The organism is Mesorhizobium hawassense, assembly GCF_003289945.1.
Lineage (GTDB): Bacteria > Pseudomonadota > Alphaproteobacteria > Rhizobiales > Rhizobiaceae > Mesorhizobium > Mesorhizobium hawassense.
Map to the genome: position 1 here is coordinate 29,995 of NZ_QMBP01000030.1, position 19,002 is coordinate 48,996.

Annotated in this window: 17 protein-coding genes; 15 read left to right on the plus strand and 2 right to left on the minus strand. The window is 59.3% G+C overall.

Annotated features, from left to right (window positions below; genetic code table 11):
* Positions 1-30 precede the first annotated feature (30 nt).
* Positions 31-564, minus strand: coding sequence for a peroxiredoxin (locus tag DPM33_RS33715; RefSeq protein ID WP_112101677.1), 534 nt, complete (start codon positions 562-564; stop codon positions 31-33).
* A 37-nt stretch (positions 565-601) separates the two neighbouring features.
* Entirely contained in the window at positions 602-1,198 is a 597-nt protein-coding gene (locus DPM33_RS37855; RefSeq protein WP_112101678.1) for a transcriptional repressor, read from the minus strand.
* 1,525 nt (positions 1,199-2,723) lie between these two features.
* Here DPM33_RS37855 and nifH point away from each other — a divergent pair.
* The 15 genes from nifH (at position 2,724) to DPM33_RS33795 (ending at position 18,302) form a co-directional block, all read left to right on the plus strand.
* On the plus strand, positions 2,724-3,617 hold the full coding sequence (gene nifH, locus DPM33_RS33725) for a nitrogenase iron protein (protein WP_112101679.1): 894 nt from the start codon (positions 2,724-2,726) through the stop codon (positions 3,615-3,617).
* A 98-nt stretch (positions 3,618-3,715) separates the two neighbouring features.
* Entirely contained in the window at positions 3,716-5,218 is a 1,503-nt protein-coding gene (gene nifD, locus DPM33_RS33730; protein WP_112101680.1) for a nitrogenase molybdenum-iron protein alpha chain, read from the plus strand.
* 135 nt (positions 5,219-5,353) lie between these two features.
* Entirely contained in the window at positions 5,354-6,895 is a 1,542-nt protein-coding gene (gene nifK / locus DPM33_RS33735; RefSeq protein ID WP_112101693.1) for a nitrogenase molybdenum-iron protein subunit beta, read from the plus strand.
* A gap of 164 nt (positions 6,896-7,059) precedes the next feature.
* Positions 7,060-8,550, plus strand: coding sequence for a nitrogenase iron-molybdenum cofactor biosynthesis protein NifE (gene nifE, locus DPM33_RS33740; protein WP_112101694.1), 1,491 nt, complete (start codon positions 7,060-7,062; stop codon positions 8,548-8,550).
* Positions 8,551-8,558: 8 nt separating this feature from the next.
* Positions 8,559-9,941 carry a nitrogenase iron-molybdenum cofactor biosynthesis protein NifN gene (nifN, locus tag DPM33_RS33745; RefSeq protein ID WP_112101681.1) on the plus strand — a complete coding sequence of 461 codons (1,383 nt, stop codon included), beginning with the start codon at positions 8,559-8,561 and terminating at the stop codon, positions 9,939-9,941.
* On the plus strand, positions 9,907-10,410 hold the full coding sequence (gene nifX, locus DPM33_RS33750) for a nitrogen fixation protein NifX (RefSeq protein WP_112101682.1): 504 nt from the start codon (positions 9,907-9,909) through the stop codon (positions 10,408-10,410). Before nifN ends, nifX begins: the two co-directional genes overlap by 35 nt.
* A 12-nt stretch (positions 10,411-10,422) precedes the next feature.
* Positions 10,423-10,902 carry a NifX-associated nitrogen fixation protein gene (locus tag DPM33_RS33755; RefSeq protein ID WP_112101683.1) on the plus strand — a complete coding sequence of 160 codons (480 nt, stop codon included), beginning with the start codon at positions 10,423-10,425 and terminating at the stop codon, positions 10,900-10,902.
* A gap of 27 nt (positions 10,903-10,929) precedes the next feature.
* Positions 10,930-11,715, plus strand: a complete 786-nt coding sequence (locus DPM33_RS33760) for a winged helix-turn-helix transcriptional regulator (RefSeq protein WP_112101684.1) — start codon at positions 10,930-10,932, stop codon at positions 11,713-11,715.
* A gap of 98 nt (positions 11,716-11,813) precedes the next feature.
* Entirely contained in the window at positions 11,814-12,674 is an 861-nt protein-coding gene (locus DPM33_RS33765; RefSeq protein WP_112101685.1) for a universal stress protein, read from the plus strand.
* A 1,414-nt stretch (positions 12,675-14,088) separates the two neighbouring features.
* Positions 14,089-15,315, plus strand: a complete 1,227-nt coding sequence (locus DPM33_RS33770; RefSeq protein ID WP_167449303.1) for a TlpA disulfide reductase family protein — start codon at positions 14,089-14,091, stop codon at positions 15,313-15,315.
* A gap of 278 nt (positions 15,316-15,593) precedes the next feature.
* The gene (locus DPM33_RS33775; protein ID WP_425373611.1) at positions 15,594-16,064 is read left to right on the plus strand and encodes a DUF269 domain-containing protein; all 471 of its coding nucleotides are present in this window, start codon (positions 15,594-15,596) and stop codon (positions 16,062-16,064) included.
* A gap of 26 nt (positions 16,065-16,090) precedes the next feature.
* On the plus strand, positions 16,091-16,294 hold the full coding sequence (locus tag DPM33_RS33780; protein ID WP_112101695.1) for a CCE_0567 family metalloprotein: 204 nt from the start codon (positions 16,091-16,093) through the stop codon (positions 16,292-16,294).
* On the plus strand, positions 16,291-16,611 hold the full coding sequence (gene fdxB, locus DPM33_RS33785; RefSeq protein ID WP_112101687.1) for a ferredoxin III, nif-specific: 321 nt from the start codon (positions 16,291-16,293) through the stop codon (positions 16,609-16,611). Before DPM33_RS33780 ends, fdxB begins: the two co-directional genes overlap by 4 nt.
* A gap of 27 nt (positions 16,612-16,638) precedes the next feature.
* Positions 16,639-16,959: an exopolysaccharide production repressor protein gene (locus tag DPM33_RS33790; RefSeq protein WP_112101688.1), complete on the plus strand. Its 321-nt coding sequence runs from the start codon at positions 16,639-16,641 to the stop codon at positions 16,957-16,959.
* Between the two features lie 329 nt (positions 16,960-17,288).
* On the plus strand, positions 17,289-18,302 hold the full coding sequence (locus DPM33_RS33795; RefSeq protein ID WP_112101689.1) for a 1-aminocyclopropane-1-carboxylate deaminase: 1,014 nt from the start codon (positions 17,289-17,291) through the stop codon (positions 18,300-18,302).
* Positions 18,303-19,002: the final 700 nt, after the last annotated feature.

Sequence of the window (19,002 nt, forward strand, 5' to 3'; positions counted from 1 at the left end):
CATTAATGGGATTGCCAGACGCTCACTTGATCATGCGACGGCCTGCAGTGTTTCAAGAACGTTCTGCGGGGATGAGACGTCATAGGGGTCGGTCTCGCAGTTGTCGGAGAAACCTTCTTCCTCGAACCACTGCTCCACCGCACCGTCGTTGATCAGGGCGGCGTAGCGCCAGGAGCGCATTCCGAAGCCGAGGTTGTCCTTCGCAACCAGCATGCCCATCTTGCGGGTGAACTCGCCTGAGCCGTCCGGGATAAGCTCGACCTTCTGCAGCCCCAAAGACTTACCCCACGCATTCATGACGAAGGCATCGTTGACGGAGATGCAGTAGATTGCGTCAATTCCCTCCTTCTTGAACTCATCATAGAGCTTTTCGAAATTCGGCAGGTGGTAGGTCGAGCAGGTCGGGGTGAAGGCGCCGGGCAGCGAGAACAGGATGACGCGCTTGCCATCGAAATATTCGTCGGATGTCTTGTCTTGCCAGCAGTATGGATTTGGCCCGTCGACGGACTCATCGCGAACACGCGTGCGAAAAGTAACGAAGGGAACCTTCTTCGTGATGGTCATCAAGTTGCTCCTTTTGGAAGAAAGCTGGCGCGGCTTTCTAGGTTTGGGCCGACGCGAAATAGACTCGGATGGCATGCCGGACATGAGATGAAGGCCTTTGCGGCTTCCAAATCCCTCTTCCGTCCGGTGGTACTGGAAGGGCTTGGCCCATCCTCTTTGTACCTGAACTGCCGGATCGAGGGTCGATTTGGACGAATCCAGCGATCCTTTCAGTGCAAATGACGCTGCAACGGATGTCGATGACTGGCTGCTTGTCGTCGAGGAGAAAGTCGTGGTGATCGATAGTGTTAGTCTCGAAATAGGCGTGTGGCGCCGCAAGTGCGATGTCGCGCAAGAGCCTCCCTTCACGAAACTGGTTCAGCGTTTTGTAGATGCTTGCCAGTGACGCGCCGACGTTAGCTTGGGTGGCCCTTTGAGGGAACACTCTAGCATTCACATGCTCCAACGAAGCCGGACGATGAGGACGGGCAAGCAGCAATTGGGCCAACGCCAGGTATTTGGATGTTGGCCGGGGACCAGACGCGCGCTGAAAAGCTACCGAGCATGGACGTCTGGAGGGGACGACCTTCCGGTGTTTATCCGCGATGGGCACCCTCTCCTCAGGCGCTTGTCTGGAGCGTCGCCTTTCAGCCATGGTTTGCTCTCAGTTTGTGTGTGCTTCGATGGTTCTGACAAGCTGGTGCAAATGCCATGCCATCTGGCTTGAAGCAGAGATCGCTGCGATTTCGCTTGAACAGAAGGACCACGCCTTCGCGGCAGCCACGGGGGCAAAGCCCGCCGGTAGGTGGCGATCGCATCAGACTAGGAATGTCGACCGTGTAACGTCAAAACCCCCGCCGGCGGCGGCGCCTGCGCCATCGTCCCTATCCCGCATTGATCACCAGTTTCCTTTCCGGCGCCGCATTGCTGCCGCGGCGGCAACAGCCCGCGGGCACCTCGGCGAGACGCGTTTAATGCCCAGCGAAGGTGAAAGCTGTCTCGAACAGACCGTTCGATGAATTGTCCGGAGGTGGACAAAAATGTCGGAAGCTCGACCAAGGTCGGGTCGGGTCGCGGGAATGGCGAAGATGTGCAATGGACGCGCTTGTGGAGGTCCTGCACGGCGTCAGAGGTGACCGAGAACTTGCGGCGGCACACAGAACACTAGAAGGCACGCCTGCGGAGCGGGTAGAGTCGAGAACGTTGCAGTGGCGGCAGACAGGCTCACCATCCCTCTCGGGCTGGAGACAGCAGCAGATCGCCCCGGCTTCGTCTTCGTCAGTTTTGAGAGACACTGGATGAGCAGGTCCCGGCATTCCGGGGCCATCAAGAGCTGGCGGCCGTCCCGGTATTTCACGCCCCCCCCCGCACCTCAGCGTCGTAACCGACGCGAATAAAACGTCACGGATCCAGACGTTTCAGAAACTTCGTGCCAGGGGGCGCCGGAACTCGAGGCGTGGGCGTCATATTCAGGCTCCTGATACGATGGTCCTCGATACGCATGACGCGGCGGCCCTAGGAGGCTGTCCAAAGCGCCCCGTGCGTGTTCCGCTGAACATGGGGCGGGCCCTTAGTGAATCTGGCAGTTGGGCCAACTCGCCAGCTGCTTCACCGCATTTCGGTGATGGTTGGCACTGGTTGCCATCTTGCCGCCCGTCGCATTGCCCTTCAGATAGATCGGGCAGATATATTGCTTGACCGAGGAAGGTAGCCGTTAAGGTTGGTTTGAATGTATTAGGATCGTCGCGCGGAGAAGCTGCGTTCCCGCGATGTCGACCTTGCGCATTTTGCGTCCAAGCAGATTTCCGCCAAGGAACTTCGCGATGAGAATGGCTTTTTCTCACCCCAAGATCGGTCGAAGGCCGGTGATCTTGTTCGCGGGGCGTCAATCGCATTGAATGAGTGACGAGCCTGCGCTTTGCGGCGCGTTCAACAGCGGTCGCAAGCGACGGAATCCGATGCGTCCTGTCGCCTTTGTCGGGTCCGCTACACAGGAGCTGTTTGCCCATCTGTTGTTTTGCCTCGCGCTAAACGGCTGAAAGCAAATAAGAAATTCTTCTTCTACCCGATGAACCAAGTTGGCACGAGTTTTGAGACCTTCTGTGTGAGGCGGCGAGAGCTGCCGACCGGCATTCATATCGCGGACAACCGCGATGAATGGAAGAAGGAAGGAAAGTTACATGTCAGGTCTGCGTCAGATCGCCTTTTACGGCAAAGGCGGCATCGGCAAGTCCACCACCTCCCAAAATACGCTCGCCGCCCTTGTCGACCTAGGGCAGAGGATCCTCATCGTCGGCTGCGACCCCAAAGCCGACTCCACCCGCCTGATCTTGAACTCAAAGGCGCAGGATACCGTCCTGCACCTAGCGGCACAAGAAGGTTCGGTGGAAGACCTCGAACTCGAGGACGTACTCAAGATCGGCTACAAAGGCATCAAGTGCGTGGAATCGGGCGGCCCCGAGCCGGGTGTCGGCTGCGCCGGCCGAGGCGTCATCACCTCGATCAACTTCCTCGAGGAAAACGGCGCCTATGACGATGTTGACTATGTCTCCTACGACGTGCTCGGGGACGTGGTGTGCGGCGGTTTTGCGATGCCGATCCGCGAGAACAAGGCCCAGGAAATCTACATCGTCATGTCCGGCGAGATGATGGCGCTCTATGCCGCCAACAACATCGCCAAGGGCATTTTGAAATACGCCCATTCGGGCGGCGTGCGGCTCGGCGGCCTGATCTGCAACGAGCGCCAAACCGACCGCGAGCTCGACCTCGCCGAAGCACTGGCTTCCAAGCTCAATTCCAAGCTCATCCATTTCGTGCCACGCGACAATATCGTCCAGCATGCCGAACTCAGGAAGATGTCGGTGATCCAGTATGCGCCGAACTCAAAGCAGGCCGGGGAATACCGTGCGCTGGCCGAGAAGATCCATGCCAATTCGGGCCAGGGCACCATCCCGACCCCAATCACCATGGAGGAGCTCGAGGACATGCTGCTCGACTTCGGCATCATGAAGACAGACGAGCAGATGCTTGCCGAACTCCAAGCCAAGGAACCGGCGAAGGCGGCCGCACTGTAACGAGCGTTGTCGACTTGAGGTGCACCCTCGACCTAGCGCGCCTTTGGAATAACGGCGCCTCGCCGGTGAGGCGTCACGCGAACCTTGAAAGGGGTCCCATGAGCCTGGAATACGAAAATGACGGCGCTCTCCATGCCAAGCTTATCGAGGAGGTGTTGTCGCAATATCCCGACAAGGCGGCGAAGCGCCGCAAAAAACACCTCAACGTCGCAAAGAGCGGGGAAGAGGCCGGCGACGAAGGAGAGGTCCTCTCCGAATGTGAAGTCAAATCGAATATCAAGTCTATTCCCGGCGTGATGACCATTCGAGGCTGCGCTTATGCCGGCTCAAAAGGCGTGGTGTGGGGTCCGGTCAAGGACATGGTCCATATCTCGCACGGACCCGTCGGCTGCGGGCACTATTCCTGGTCGCAGCGCCGCAACTACTACGTCGGCACGACCGGCATCGACACGTTCGGGACAATGCAGTTTACCTCCGATTTCCAGGAGAAAGACATCGTTTTCGGCGGCGACAAAAAGCTGGAACAGATCATCGACGAGATTGAAGAACTTTTTCCGCTAAACAACGGCATCACCGTGCAGTCCGAGTGCCCGATCGGCCTCATAGGCGACGACACTGAAGCGGTCTCGCGCAAGAAGGCCAAGGAGATCGAAAAGACGATCGTGCCGGTGCGCTGCGAGGGCTTTCGCGGCGTGTCGCAATCGCTCGGCCACCACATCGCCAATGATGCGATCCGCGACTGGGTGTTCGAGAAGAGGGACGTCGAGTTCGAGAGTGGCCCGTACGACGTCAACGTCGTCGGCGACTACAATATCGGCGGCGACGCCTGGGCTTCGCGAATCCTGCTCGAGGAGATCGGCCTGCGCGTAGTGGGCAACTGGTCGGGCGACGCCACGCTCGCCGAGATAGAGCGCGCGCCGAAGGCCAAGCTCAATCTCATCCATTGCTACAGGTCTATGAACTACATCTGTCGGCACATGGAGGAAAAGTACGGCATCGCTTGGATGGAGTACAATTTTTTCGGTCCCTCCCAGATCGAGGCCTCCCTGCGCAAGATTGCCAAGCATTTTGGGTCGGAAATCGAGGAGAAGACCGAGAAGGTGATCGCCAAGTACCGCCCGCTGGTCGATGCGGTAATCGCCAAATACAGACCGCGCCTGGAAGGCAATACGGTGATGCTCTATGTCGGCGGCCTGCGCCCCCGCCACGTCATCACAGCCTACGAGGACCTCGGCATGGTGATCGTCGGCACTGGTTACGAGTTCGCCCACAACGACGATTATCAACGCACCGCCCACTACGTGAAGAACGGCACGCTGATCTATGACGACGTGACCGGTTATGAGTTGGAGAAGTTCATCGAGGGGGTTCGCCCTAATCTCGTAGGCTCCGGGATCAAGGAAAAATACCCCGTGCAAAAGATGGGCATACCGTTCCGCCAGATGCACTCCTGGGATTATTCGGGCCCCTACCATGGCTATGACGGCTTTGCCGTTTTCGCCCGTGATGTGGACCTTGCCATCAACAACCCGGTCTGGGGTCTATTCGAGGCGCCCTGGAAATGTCGTCCGAGCCGTGGGCGGGCAATGGCTGCAGAATAAACGCCTGGCCTCCTGGTCTCGCCAAGGAGACGATACCCCCCCCCCGCGGCCCTGCGATCCGCGGAAGACCCTGAAACGTTTGATGTCCCTGTCGCGCCGGATGGCGCGGTCAGATGCAAAAAAGAGGTGACCACCATGCCGCAGTCGGCCGAAAAAATTCTCGACCATGCGCCCCTCTTCCGCGAGCCGGAATACAGGCAGATGCTCGCCGAGAAGAAGCTGAACTTCGAGTGTCCGCATCAGGATCAGGCCGTTACCGATCAACACGAATTCACCAAGACGTGGGAATACCGCGAAAAAAGCCTCGCTCGCGAAGCACTTGTCATCAACCCCGCCAAAGCCTGCCAGCCGCTCGGCGCGGTGTTCGCGGCCGCAGGCTTCGAGCGAACCATGCCTTTCGTGCACGGCAGCCAGGGCTGCGTGGCTTACTACCGCTCACACCTGTCGCGCCATTTCAAGGAGCCAGCATCGGCGGTTTCCTCCTCGATGACCGAGGACGCGGCAGTGTTCGGTGGCCTGAAGAACATGGTCGACGGGCTCGCCAACACGTATAAACTCTATGACCCGAAAATGATCGCCGTATCGACTACCTGTATGGCCGAGGTCATCGGCGACGACCTGCGCAGCTTCATCGAGAACGCCAAGGAAGAAGGCTCGGTCCCGCGCGACTTCGACGTGCCCTTCGCCCACACGCCGGCCTTCGTTGGCAGCCATGTCGACGGCTATGACGGTACGGTCAAGGGCATTTTGGAGCACTTCTGGAAAGGCAAGCAGCGGACAGAAGCCTCAGGAACAATCAACATCATTCCGGGTTTTGACGGCTTTTGCGTTGGCAACAACCGGGAACTCAAACGCCTGCTCGATCTAATGGGCGTGTCCTATACCTTCATCCAAGATGCCTCTGACCAGTTCGACACACCCTCGGACGGCGAATACCGCATGTATGACGGGGGCACGAAGATCCAAGACGTGAGGAACGCACTCAACGCCGAGGCAACACTTTCGTTACAGCATTACAACACTCGAAAAACGCTGTTATATTGCGAGGAGGTTGGGCAGGCGACGGCCGCGTTCCATTACCCGCTGGGCGTTCAGGCGACCGACGAATTCCTGGTAAAGGTCTCCGCTATTTCCGACAAGGAAATCCCCGAGGCAATCCGCTTGGAGCGCGGGCGACTTGTTGACGCCATGGCCGATAGCCAATCCTGGCTGCACGGCAAGAAATACGCAATCTACGGCGATCCGGACTTTGTCTACGCTATGGCTCGCTTCATCATGGAGACAGGCGGCGAGCCGACGCATTGCCTCGCCACCAACGGCACGCCGGCGTGGGAAGCCGAGATGAAGGAGTTGCTTGCATCATCGCCCTTCGGCAAGGATGCTCAAATCTGGGCGGGCAAGGACCTGTGGGCGATGCGGTCGCTGCTCTTCACCGAGCCCGTGGACCTCTTAATCGGCAATTCCTATGGCAAGTATCTGGAGCGCGACACCGGCACGCCGCTGATCCGGCTGATGTTTCCGATCTTCGACCGGCACCATCACCATCGCTTTGCGCTCATGGGGTACCAAGGTGGGTTGCGCGTACTGACGACAATCCTCGACAAGATCTTCGACAAGCTCGATCGCGAGACAAGTAAGACGGGGGTGACAGACTATTCTTATGACCTGACCCGCTAAAGCAGATCTTGCAAAAGTGGAACCGGTTTCGGGACAAAGACATGCCTAAAATAAAGAAGCTGAAGCGCGTGGAGCGAATCTGAAAGATCACGATGCGTTCAGGAGTGGCGGCCGGCTTTTCGGTGAGGCTGGTCGTCTTCTCAATGGACTTGGAGACCGGCACGATGTCCTCGCTCAAAGCCAAAATCCAAGATGTCTTCAACGAGCCTGGCTGCGAAAAGAACCGCGGCAAGGATGCCAAGGCGCGCAAAAAGGGCTGTACCAAGCCGCTGACCCCTGGGGCGGCGGCCGGCGGCTGTGCCTTCGATGGCGCAAAAATCGTGCTGCAGCCGATCACCGACGTTGCGCATCTGATCCATGCACCGCTCGCCTGCGAGGGCAATTCATGGGACAACCGCGGCGCGGCTTCATCCGGGCCAACCCTATGGCGCACTAGCTTCACGACCGACCTCTCCGAACTCGACGTGGTGATGGGGCAGGGCGAGCGGAAGCTCTTCAAAGCGATCCGCGAGATCAAGGAAGCCTACGCGCCGCCAGCAATCTTCGTCTATTCAACCTGTGTGACGGCGCTGATCGGCGACGACATCGAAGCCGTGTGCAAACGCGCGGCCGAAAAGTTCGACCTGCCGGTGGTTCCGATCAATGCGCCGGGCTTCGTCGGGTCCAAGAATCTCGGCAACAAGCTTGCCGGCGAGGCGTTGCTCGACCACGTCATCGGCACAGTCGAGCCCGACGATGCCGGCCCCTACGACATCAATATCCTTGGCGAATTCAACCTCTCCGGCGAATTTTGGCTGGTGAAGCCGCTCCTTGATCGGCTCGGCATCCGGGTGCGAGCCTCGATTCCCGGCGACGCTCGCTATCTCGACGTTGCCTCAGCGCACCGCGCCCGGGCGACCATGATGGTGTGCTCGACCGCACTCATTAACCTGGCGCGCAAGATGGAGCAGCGCTGGGACATCCCGTTTTTCGAAGGCTCCTTCTACGGCATCACCGACACCTCTGAAGCGCTCCGGCAGATCGCCAGACTGCTTGTGAAGAAGGGTGCGGATCCGGAGATCCTCGGCCGCACCGAGGCGTTGATTCTTGAAGAGGAGGCGATTGCCTGGAAGAAGCTTGCCGCCTACCGGTCGAGGCTCGAAGGCAAGCGCGTGCTTCTCAACACCGGCGGTGTGAAGTCTTGGTCGGTGGTCCATGCGCTGATGGAGATCGGCATCGAGATCGTCGGCACCTCGGTCAAGAAATCAACGCCCGAAGACAAGGAGCGCATCAAAAAGATTCTCAAGCACGAGAACCACATGTTTGAGACCATGGCACCGCGCGAGCTTTACGCAATGCTCTCGAAACACCAGGCCGACATCATGCTGTCGGGGGGGCGCACGCAGTTTATAGCACTGAAGGCCAAGGTACCCTGGCTCGATATCAACCAGGAGCGTCACCAGCCTTATGCCGGGTATGCCGGCATGGTGGAACTCGTCCGCCAGATCGACCTTTCCATCCACAACCCGATCTGGCGCCAGGTGCGGGAGGCGCCGCCGTGGGATTTCCAGACCTCCATGAAGGACGAACCGCCGAGTTCAAAGAGCAAGACCGCGACCGTCCAGGGTTTCAAGAAATTTGCCGGCACGACGGCCGACGATTTCGGCGAGTGTTGAGGAAACCGATGGTACGCATCCTCCCCCAGACAAAAGCTGCGGCGGTCAATCCACTGAAGTCGTCGCAGCCGCTGGGTGCAGCCCTGGCCTTTCTTGGAATCGATGGTGCGATCCCGTTGTTCCATGGCAGCCAGGGGTGCACCAGCTTCGCGCTCGTACTCTTCGTGCGGCACTTCAAGGAAGCTATCCCGCTGCAGACTACCGCGATGGACGAAGTGGCGACGATCCTTGGCGGGGCGGATCATCTGGAAGAGGCGATCCTCAACCTCAAGACCCGGACAATGCCAAAGCTGATCGGGGTCTGCACGACGGCGCTAATGGAAACCCGAGGCGAGGATTTCGCAGCGGATATCGCCAATATCAGGCAGAAGCGCGGGGAAGAACTCGCGGGTACGGAGGTCGTGCTGGCCAATACGCCGGATTTCGAGGGGGCGATCGAAGAGGGCTGGGCCAAGGCTGTCACCGCGATGCTCGAAAGAATCACACGGCCCGGCCAGCAGGCGCGGCGGCCGAAGAAGATCGTGATCCTGCCCGGTTGGAACCTCACGGTGGCGGACATCGAGCATTTGCGTGAGATGGTTGAAAGCTTCGGGCTCGAGCCGGTCATTGTGCCGGACGTCTCCGGCTCGCTCGACGGAAAGGTGCCAGACCGCTGGATCCCGACCACCTATGGCGGCACAAGCATCGAGGACATCCGCGAGCTTGGCACGGCTGGGCACTGCATCGCGATAGGCGAGCATATGAGACAGCCGGCGCAGATGCTGCACAGGTTGACCGGCGTGCCTTACGTGCTGCTCCAGTCGCTGACTGGATTGAGGGGGGCTGATCGGTTCGTCTCGTTGCTGTCCGAGATTTCGGGCGCGGCGGTGCCGGTCAGGGTGCGTCGTCGCCGCGCGCAGTTGCAAGACGCGTTGCTCGACGGACATTTTGATTTCGGAGGCAAGAAAATTGCGATCGCTGCCGAACCAGACCAGCTCTATCAACTCGCGACTTTCTTCGTCGGCATGGGCTCCGAAATCGCGGCGGCGATCACCACGACCGACAAGTCAAAAATTCTGGAGAAAGTACCGGCAGAGTCGGTTCAGATCGGCGATCTCAGCGATTTGGAAGCTCTTGGCGCCGGCGCTGATCTTCTCGTCACTCATTCCCACGGCCGCCAGGCGGCGCAGCGCCTTGGCATCCCGCTCATGCGCGTCGGCTTCCCCATCTTCGACCGGCTCGGCAGCCAGCATAAGCTCACAATCCTCTATCAGGGGACCCGAGACTTGATCTTCGAGGTTGCCAACATCCTCCAGGCCAACCGGCATGCGCCGACGCCTGAGGCGCTTGATCCATTCCGCCACCGGGAAATGCCAGATGAGCTCTGTTCGTCGCCTCTCGCTCGTCACTGACGAGGTTCACGCATCGATGCCGCCACGGCAAGCCGGCGCTTTGCGCGTGGCCATCGCCACGCAAGACATGAAGAACCTCAATGCCCATTTCGGGTCGGCCAAGTGCTTTGCAGTCTTCGACGTGACGCGCGAGGCGTGGGAGCTTGTGGAAGCCGTGGCCTTCCACGACGTTTCCGACGAGAGCGGGAAGCATCGCAGCGAGGGCGACGATCGCATTGCTCCGAAGGTGGAGGCGCTGAAGGGCTGTCATCTCCTGTTTTGTCTGGCTATCGGCGGACCTTCGGCAGCCAAGGTTATTTCGGCGAAAATCCATCCGATCAAAGTGCCACAGCCCCAAACCATCCAAGAGGTGCTGTTGCGCACGCAGACGATGCTCAGGAAGGCTCCTCCGCCCTGGCTGCGCAAGGTGCTGGGCCAGGCCGGCGTTGCCGAAAAGAAACCGTGCTTCGAAGATGAGGACTTCAAATGAGGAATAGGCGAAATGCTTGACACCGTGGTTAACCCTGATGTCGCCGAGGACGAGGCGGCCCTTGCCACCCCCTTCGTGAAATGCCTCTTGCGACTGATCCGTGCGCAAGATTCCTGCGGGTCGTGGGAAGGCAAATCGGACGCCCAGCTCCTGGGCGACTTCATCGTCACAAAGGAACAGCGCCGTGCGATCCCGATTATCGGCGATCCCGATCCTGACGTGCTGTGGAGGCTCGACATGTTTTACACCGCCGTCGGGCTCGCGATCGAGGAGCGCTCCGGCCTGATGGCATCGCCGATGATGGAGATGAGCCATGAGGGCTTCGGGCGCGTGCTTTTCACGGCCGGGCGTTTGGTCGTTCTGTCGAAGACCCTGCGCGATGTCCACCGGTTCGGTTTCGAGACGTTCTGGAAACTCGCAGCGGCGGGTACGAAACTGGTCGGTGATGCGATCGCGGCCACGGAAGCCTATCCTGAGGTGGCGCGGGCGTGATGAACGCGATTTTCGAGCAAGAGGGTCATGCCAGGCGTTGAAGACATGCCATGGCCTGCCCACCCAATCGGGGCGGTCGAGGCCGATTTGCTTCTTGGGGCAACGCCGATGAAGCCATTGGTCCTGATCTGTTCGCAAGATGCGGAGTTGTATCTGTTCCTCAGTCACATTCTGGGGGTGGACGGCTTCACGAGTGAGCCGGCAGGCGGCGTTAAGGAAGCACTTGCAGCGGCCGATGAACGAGACCTCCAGGCGGTGGTGCTGGATTGCGGGCCAGCAAGCGCAACGGGCTCAACAATCTGCGCAACATTCAAGAGGGAGCCCCGGACGGGTGGCCTTCCCGTTATTGCCCTGATTGCCCCCGGCGCCGAGAACCAGCACCTCGATCTCTTAAAGGCAGGCATCGACGAGAGCTTTGTGCGGCCGATCGCGCCGGCTACGCTGCTTGACTGTCTGCGCACGAAGCTGGCGCTACCGAAGCCGGGTTCAAACGGGGCCGAAAATGGCAGCTGGCTCTGCTGCGGCGGCCTTGAGATGAAGCTCGACGCCCATCGAGTTCGTGGTAATGGCCACGACATCCATCTCGGACCGCTCGAGTTCAACCTGCTGCGCCAATTGCTTGAGGCTCCCGGCAAGGTCTTTAGCCGAGACGAACTGATCGAGGCCGCCTGGCCCGACAATATCCATATCGGTGCACGCACCGTCGACGTCCATATCAGCCGGATCAGAAAGGCGCTGAAGGCGGCCTCGCCCAGCAGCGTCATTCGTACCGTCAGATCGGCCGGCTACTCGCTCGAGAACCCCGATGGCTGAATGGCAAGCCGATTTGCCATTTCCCATCTCCCTCGCGAGGGCAAGTCCAGCGGCTTCGAAACGCCTGCAGGTACAACATACTCGAAAAGAAACAGTCCATGGCCTTCAAAAGCGTACTCAGTGTGACGAGAGCTGACCACTCGGATAAGGACGTCACGATATCTGCCGGCTTGTGTGCCGAGGTCGGAGCGAACCTTTCGGTACTCATTATGGCGCCTCCGCCGCTAAGCGGTTGCATCCCTGAGTGGCCAAAACGACGCGCAGCGGCCATTGCCAGGCTGGAAGAGCGGTATAGGCAGATCGAGAAATTTTCACACGAAATGGGCATTCTGGAAAAGACGTCCAGGGATATTCAAAAACTGCTGGGAGCCCGGTGTATTTGCTACGACGTCGAATACTGCAATCAGGCCAGCGTCGGAGACGCGGTGCGACAGCGGGCGCTCTGCAGCGACCTGACCATTGTGGGCCCCGCACTTCTCAACGACATCAATCTCGGACCTCTTGTTATCAACGGCAGCTTGTTTGATACCGGAAAGCCGGTGCTCGTCGTACCGGAGGGTGCCGAGGCCACCCTGTCGCCGCGGCGCGTGCTGGTCGGCTGGGATTCGCGCGTTGAAGCATCCCGTGCGGTTCGGGAAGCGCTGGATTTGCTATCCGGTGCCAAAGAAGTTCGCGTGACAATAGTCGATCCGGAGGTGACCTGCACCGGAAGTGGCACCGAGCCGGGAGCCGACGTCGCTGCCTATCTCACCCTGCATGGTGCTCGAGTATCAGTCGACCGGCTGCCGAGCGCCGGGAAGCCGGCGGCAACGGTGCTCGCGCAGCACGCAATCGACACGTCTGCCAACATGATTGTCATGGGCGCTTATGGCAGCCGGAGGCTGCGCGAGCGGCTCTTCGGTGGTGTGAGGAGATGGATAGAAGCAAAGCCGCCATTGCCGCTGTTCTTGGCGCGCTGACGGTTCCCAAGACGCACCGATGCTTTTCGAACCTTTGCTTGTCTGCGCCGCCTATCCTTGATGCCAAGTCGGCCAACGTCGCGGCAAACGCGCACGTGTTCGCGGAGCGTATCGAGACAAATGCAGGCGCCTCGCCCCGAGACATCCCGCACGTCTCCAGTGTGCCCTTAGCATGGCTTCTGCTCGCCCGAGATGATCCGTGAGCGGAACTCAACGGCCGCGCCGGCGCACATGGGATTCTCATGCAGTCAAGCTCAAGGGCTCGCAGGTCGGCGTCAGGTCGAAAAGGGGAATCCCTTCTACGCGGCACGCCGTTCGGACCCGTATCGGCACCTGCATGGGCTAAATCACGGATCGCCCTCACTACTGGCTTGGGGCTGAACAACGCAATCATTGTATCGCAGCCAAGCCCCTCGAGTTCGGGTGGACAGTCGGGCCCTTGCCGGATTGGGCGGCACACTATGGCATCAATCATGATGTCATTGGCTGAGATGGCAGAGCGGCGAGGACGGCCGCATCTTAAGTGTATTCAGTCGGTCCGGCCCGACCCGCGTGGCGGTCGAATGGTCTTGGGCTGATCAAATCCGACGACGCTCGCATTCGCACCCGCCCGGGCGCTGTAGCGCCCCGGCGCCGGAAACACACAAGTAACACAAGGCAGGAATGCCGCAGAGTTCACCGGCCTGTATCAGCACTCCCGGCCAGTCCGCCATCATCGTCATAGTCAATCTGAAAATGGCGGCATTGGGGATGGCGGTAGTGGCGGGCCGCAGCGGACCAGCGTCGTCGTGGAGGACGTCCATGTCACCAGCCGGGAAACACAATGGCCAGGCGGGCGAGGGGGCGCAGCGGCACACGAATGGAGCGGCCCCCTTGCAATTGAAATGTCGAGTTCCGCTACCTCCTGAGGGATCGCAACGATACACGGCTCAACCCAATGGGTGCGAAGCGGGCGAATGGTGACGAACCCGGCGATAGTTGACGCAGTCATGATGTTCATCTCCTCATCCCTTGGCCGGCATACATGTTGAGTGGTACGGGGCGAGGCTCTTCTGGCGGCCCACAGCTGACGGATGTCCGAAACTGGACAAGGGCGGCAAACATGTCGGGTTCAATACAACCGGCCGTCTTCGTCGCATGTTGGGTTTCAAGTGAAATCACCCATCGCTGCACGCTGAGCACACTGGCACAGCGTTTGCGACTGGAGATTCGGCAGGACTGGATTCGGCAAGACTGGATTCGGCAAGACTGGATGCGGCAACACTGGATGCGGCAAGACTGAGCAAACGCTCAAGGCGCTCGGACGCGAGATGAGGGATGCTCGCCTTCCTTGAACCCGTGTGCCCCTCGCTTAGAGGGAAACAAGCTCGCGCGCAAAGTCGCGCAACCTTTGACAATAGCCTTGGAGAGCAACATGGCATTGCAGATGGAATCACAGGCTCCCCCGGTCAAGGTCGAGATCTGGCTGCGTGGCGAGCCACTTGCAAGTTTCCGGCCCGGGAAAGTGTACGTCGTCGTGTTTTGGGCGACTTGGTGCCGACCGTGTGCGGCGACGGCACCCCAACTGGTGCAACTGCAGGAGAAATACAAGGACGCCGGACTCGAGGTCGTCGGAGTGGTGGCCGATGAAGACGCTTCCTCGCCCGTTGAGGCCCGAGCCAAGTTGGGCGCGTGGTTGGCCGAAAAGTGCCCGGATCTGAACTATCGGATCGCGTTCGACCCTGCAGGCGAAATGAACAAGCTTTGGAGGGAGCCCAGCTTTTCGGTCGGAATTCCGACCTCGTTCGTGGTCGACCGGGACGGCCATATCGCCTTTATCGGTCATCCGAGGCAACTCGACGAGGTTTTGCCGAAAGTGCTGAACGGTAGTTGGCGCACCAGCGATGAGGCGAAAGCCGCCGACACGGCGCGGATCGCCAGAAATGGCGCAATAGCGCGTGAACAGGCGTTGAAGAAGCCGATCAATGACAAATTCTGGGCGGCGATGAAGATAGAGGATTGGAAGACGGCGCTCTCGACGATCGAAGAGGGCATCGCGTTGGTGCCGGACGATATCAATTTCCGCCTGGCTCATGTTCATCTGTTACTTCACAAAATGCACGACATGCAAAAAGGCATGCCCGTCATGCGCCAGTTGGTTCACGACGCAATCGACAGAAACTCAGAGAACTGGATGCTTGCAGCGCTAGGCCAACTCTTCGGTCCGGCACACGATCATTCGCACTTTCCATCTGCTGAGCGCTTCGCGATGGGCAAAAAGCTGTCCGAACACATCCTGGCACTCAACCCCGCGCAAGGCGACGGCCCTAAGTTCCGGTCCTATCCGGCGGTCGCTAGGTACTATTACGACAGCGGCAATAAGGATCGCGCGATCGAGTTGCTTAGGTTGGCACTGAAGTCGCTTGACAGTTTGGAGCTTACTCCGGACGCCCTGAAACAGCACCTTCTATCGGATTTGCTGCAGGCCCTAGCCAGCTACAAGGGTGGGAGGGCCGTTACAGCGCTCTCTACGCGGCTCCGCAAGACATTTTCGCGACGGCACCAAAGCGCGATCGGCCTGGGAAAATACATAAAAAGGGGCGTCAATCTGAATGTTTACTGGCCAATTGGTCCATTTCCCTGGCGTGACCGCAGTAAGTAGGCGCCATGCAGCACCGGGTGGATCGTTTGCGGCAGGTTCAAAGCTCGAATTTTTGCCATGCCCCGCGGCCGCGCAGGAGCGCAAGGGATGTTGGACACGAATTCTCGCCGTGGTGGGAGGCCTTGCGGTCGAAGACGCGTCCAAGGCTGGTCACCGCGACATCAATTGCTTGGAATTGCCCCCTCCGAGCCGGGCATCGGCGGCGAACGTGTGCCCGAGCAAGGCGTTGCCGAAAAAAGAAATTCGAGGAAGAGGCCTGAACTGGGGAGAATATGAAATTGCCCGAAGCCGCGACCTTCGCTGCTATCAACGAGGACGAGGCGGCCCTTAACACCCCCTTCGTCAAATGCCTCGTGCGGCTGATCCGTGCTGAGGAGTCCTACTGCTTATGGGAGGGCAAATCGGATGCAGCGCTGCTGGCCGGCTTCATCGTCACCGGAAAAACGCGCCGCGCGATCCCTGGCATGGGTTATCCCGATCCCCACGCGCTGTGGAGGCTTGACATGTTTTACAGCGCCATCGGGCTTGCGATCGCGGAGCGTTTCCGCCTGGTGACATCGCCAATTGTGGAGGCCAAATCCGTGAGGCCTCTGGGCGCGGGCTGTTCGATGCCAGGCGTTGGGTCGTTCTGTCCGGACATCCACCGGTTCGGCTTCGAGACGTTCCGACAACTCGCGGAGGCCGGTACGAAACTGGTCGACGATGCGACCGCAGACACCGAAGTCAGTCCCGACGTCGCGCTGGTGTGATGGAAGCCCTATTCGAGGAAGGATTAATGTCAAACCATGAGGAATTGCGGAAGAAGGTCCGCAAGCTGCAGTCACGTGCGGGAACCGCGAAGATGGAGTTGCACGACCTTGCCGAAGACCTCCCGGTCAACTGGACCGAGATCAAGGTGATTGCCGAGAGAACGTTCACCGTTTTTGCCGAGTGGGACGCTGCCAAAAGAGATCTCGCTGCATCGGAGAATGCGCGATGACGAGCGCATTCGCCACCCGCGACGGCTCCAAATGGATGCCGCAATATCTCACCGCTATCGATGGCACGACCTGCATCGGCTGCGGACGCTGCTTTAAGGTTTGCTCGCGCGACGTCATGCACCTTTACGGCGTCGATGACGCAGGCGAAATCCTCGGCCCCTGCAATGACGACGACGACGACGACTTCGATGGCGAGCTCAATCGCATGATCATGGTCGTCGACCATGAAGGCCGCTGCGTCGGCTGCGGAGCCTGCGCCCGCGTCTGCCCGAAGAACTGCCAGACACATGTTGCCGCCGACAAGATCACTGCATGACGTGGCGAGAAAACCAGGAGAACGGCGTTGTCCTTCAGAATCTTTTTTCGCGCTTTTTGGGTAATCCTGTGCACCAACGCTTTGGCTGTCTATTTTGCTTCTCATTCCATTCGCACGGTCGTCGTCGCAACGCTGGCTTGTTCGCTGCTACTCCAGATAGCCTATTTCGCAAGCGTGCTCTTTCTGATCTGGCGCTCTGGCCACGGCAGCAGACCCAGCCGAATTGCTGAGCCTCACAAGTTGCAACAGATTGGACATCAGCTGTTAGACGATGATGAGGTGCGGAGGATTGAACCTTTAGAGGTGCTCCAGTTCGTTCCAATCGGCGGAGTGTCGCCGTTCCGTTGAGGCATGGTGAAAGGATCTGAGCTTAAGTCCGTGCCGCTTTGGATCGATCACGAAGATTGGGCGGATCGCACGTTGCATATTATACTTGAAATGGTCCGATGCGGTCGCTCCGATGCCGGGAGATGCAGGGGCCCGGCGCGAAGCCATTGGCAGTCAAACGCGGTACGCCGGCGTGTCAATGGGTGGTCGTGATAGCAAATGACGCGCTGGAGCTGATGACGAAGCTCTCCTGAGAGGTCGGACGGCACAGTTGACCTCACGCCAAACACACTCCCTAAAAATGAAGTGCATGGCTGGGCTCAGCCCGTTCACGCATCGCTGGAAAGAACATGCTGAAAAAGTTCGAACACTATCCGCTCACCTTTGGACCGACGCCGATCGAGAAGCTCGACCGGCTCAGCGCGCATCTGGGGGGAAATGTGGAAATCTACGCCAAACGCGAGGACTGCAACTCTGGTCTCGCCTTCGGCGGAAACAAGCTTCGTAAGCTCGAATACATCATTCCTGACGCCATCGCGTCGGATGCCGACACCCTAGTCACAGTCGGCGGCGTGCAGTCTAACCACACTCGGATGGTTGCCGCGGTCGCCGCCAAGATCGGCATGAAATGCCTTTTGGTTCAAGAGAGTTGGGTTCCTTACGAGGATTTCGTCTACGACCGGGTCGGCAACATTTTGTTGAGCCGCATCATGGGAGCAGAGGTGCGCCTGGTCGATGGAGGCTTTGACATCGGCATCCGCCGCAGTTGGGAAAAGGCGCTCTACGAGGTCAAGGCAAGGGGCGGCACCCCCTATGCGATACCAGCTGGCGCGTCCGTTCACCCGTATGGTGGTCTCGGCTACGTGGGGTTCGCAGAGGAGTTGCGCGCTCAGGAGAAACAGCTTGGGTTTGCATTTGACTTCATCGTCGTTTGCACGGTCACGGGCTCGACGCATGCCGGCATGCTCGTCGGATTTGCCAATGACGGTCAACATCGCAACGTCATTGGTATCGATGCCTCCGCCACTCCCTTGCAAACCAAGGCGCAAGTGCTGGATATTGCCCAACATACAGCGGAGCTCGTCGATCTTGGAATGGAACTGGTCGAGGACGATGTGGTGTTGCTCGAGGAGTACGCTTACCCATGTTATGGCATACCGTCCCCGGAAACCAACGATGCCATCCGGCTGTGCGCGCGACTCGAAGGTATGATCATCGATCCCGTTTACGAAGGCAAATCGATGCAAGGAATGATCGACTTGGTCCAGAAAGGCTTTTTTGCCATGGGATCTAGGGTTCTTTTCACGCATCTCGGCGGTGCGCCGGCGATCAACGGCTACGGTTACACCTTTCGAAACGGCTGACCGTACGAGGCCCCGTCAGCAGCGACCCGGCGGGAGTCAACACGACAGCTGCCGTCCGTGTAGAACTTGTCGCATTCCATTCAGGGAAAAGATCGCACCATCAAAGCCGGGAACCAAACACCCAGGGCGTGCGTGAAAGCGATCTGTTCTCCGGGTTTCCATCGCCTAAGTGCGGGTGGATGATCGCGCGGCTCAATGCCATGTGAGAAATCCGGCGCCGGCCGGTGCTGGAGAGTTCGCCGCGTGGGCGATCTCCAGAGAGAGCCATCGCATGGAATTCGACGGACGGCCTTATCTTTTCGATCGCGTTCGAAGAGAGTTTCCAGCCGGCGTGACCGGCTGGGAGAAAGATCACATGCTCGATATGACCATGCTCGGCCGGATCAGCGATAGCGCGCTAATGAGTGCGCGGCGACAACTACGGTGGCCGGTTCAGCGACAACTATGATGGCCGGTGGGGTCGCCCGTCGGGCCCGGTCGCAGGGAGGGGCGGAGCCCCGACCGGAGAGCGGGTCTGACGGGCGGGCGCGACAGAAGCCCCTTGCGAGGGGATCTGATCGGGGCGCGTGGAGTGGTGGTATCTGAACACCTATCGAACATAGCAGCGATAGGTACCGATGCCTGGCCTCCACATCACCGATCAACAGGTACATCGTTACATGTCTCAGCGTCGTCACCATCCCCAGGCCGTTGCGGCCGC

Excerpts from the sequence above, each read along its gene's own strand:
- nifK (WP_112101693.1), top strand. The coding sequence starts at position 5,354 with ATGCCGCAGTCGGCCGAAAAAATTCTCGACCATGCGCCCCTCTTCCGC.
- fdxB (WP_112101687.1), top strand. The coding sequence starts at position 16,291 with ATGACGAGCGCATTCGCCACCCGCGACGGCTCCAAATGGATGCCGCAA.
- DPM33_RS33780 (WP_112101695.1), top strand. The coding sequence starts at position 16,091 with ATGTCAAACCATGAGGAATTGCGGAAGAAGGTCCGCAAGCTGCAGTCA.
- DPM33_RS33770 (WP_167449303.1), top strand. The coding sequence starts at position 14,089 with ATGGCATTGCAGATGGAATCACAGGCTCCCCCGGTCAAGGTCGAGATC.
- DPM33_RS33715 (WP_112101677.1), bottom strand. The coding sequence starts at position 564 with ATGACCATCACGAAGAAGGTTCCCTTCGTTACTTTTCGCACGCGTGTT.
- DPM33_RS37855 (WP_112101678.1), bottom strand. The coding sequence starts at position 1,198 with ATGGCTGAAAGGCGACGCTCCAGACAAGCGCCTGAGGAGAGGGTGCCC.
- DPM33_RS33765 (WP_112101685.1), top strand. The coding sequence starts at position 11,814 with ATGGCCTTCAAAAGCGTACTCAGTGTGACGAGAGCTGACCACTCGGAT.
- nifN (WP_112101681.1), top strand. The coding sequence starts at position 8,559 with ATGGTACGCATCCTCCCCCAGACAAAAGCTGCGGCGGTCAATCCACTG.
- nifX (WP_112101682.1), top strand. The coding sequence starts at position 9,907 with ATGAGCTCTGTTCGTCGCCTCTCGCTCGTCACTGACGAGGTTCACGCA.
- DPM33_RS33795 (WP_112101689.1), top strand. The coding sequence starts at position 17,289 with ATGCTGAAAAAGTTCGAACACTATCCGCTCACCTTTGGACCGACGCCG.
- nifD (WP_112101680.1), top strand. The coding sequence starts at position 3,716 with ATGAGCCTGGAATACGAAAATGACGGCGCTCTCCATGCCAAGCTTATC.
- nifE (WP_112101694.1), top strand. The coding sequence starts at position 7,060 with ATGTCCTCGCTCAAAGCCAAAATCCAAGATGTCTTCAACGAGCCTGGC.
- DPM33_RS33755 (WP_112101683.1), top strand. The coding sequence starts at position 10,423 with ATGCTTGACACCGTGGTTAACCCTGATGTCGCCGAGGACGAGGCGGCC.
- DPM33_RS33760 (WP_112101684.1), top strand. The coding sequence starts at position 10,930 with ATGCCAGGCGTTGAAGACATGCCATGGCCTGCCCACCCAATCGGGGCG.
- nifH (WP_112101679.1), top strand. The coding sequence starts at position 2,724 with ATGTCAGGTCTGCGTCAGATCGCCTTTTACGGCAAAGGCGGCATCGGC.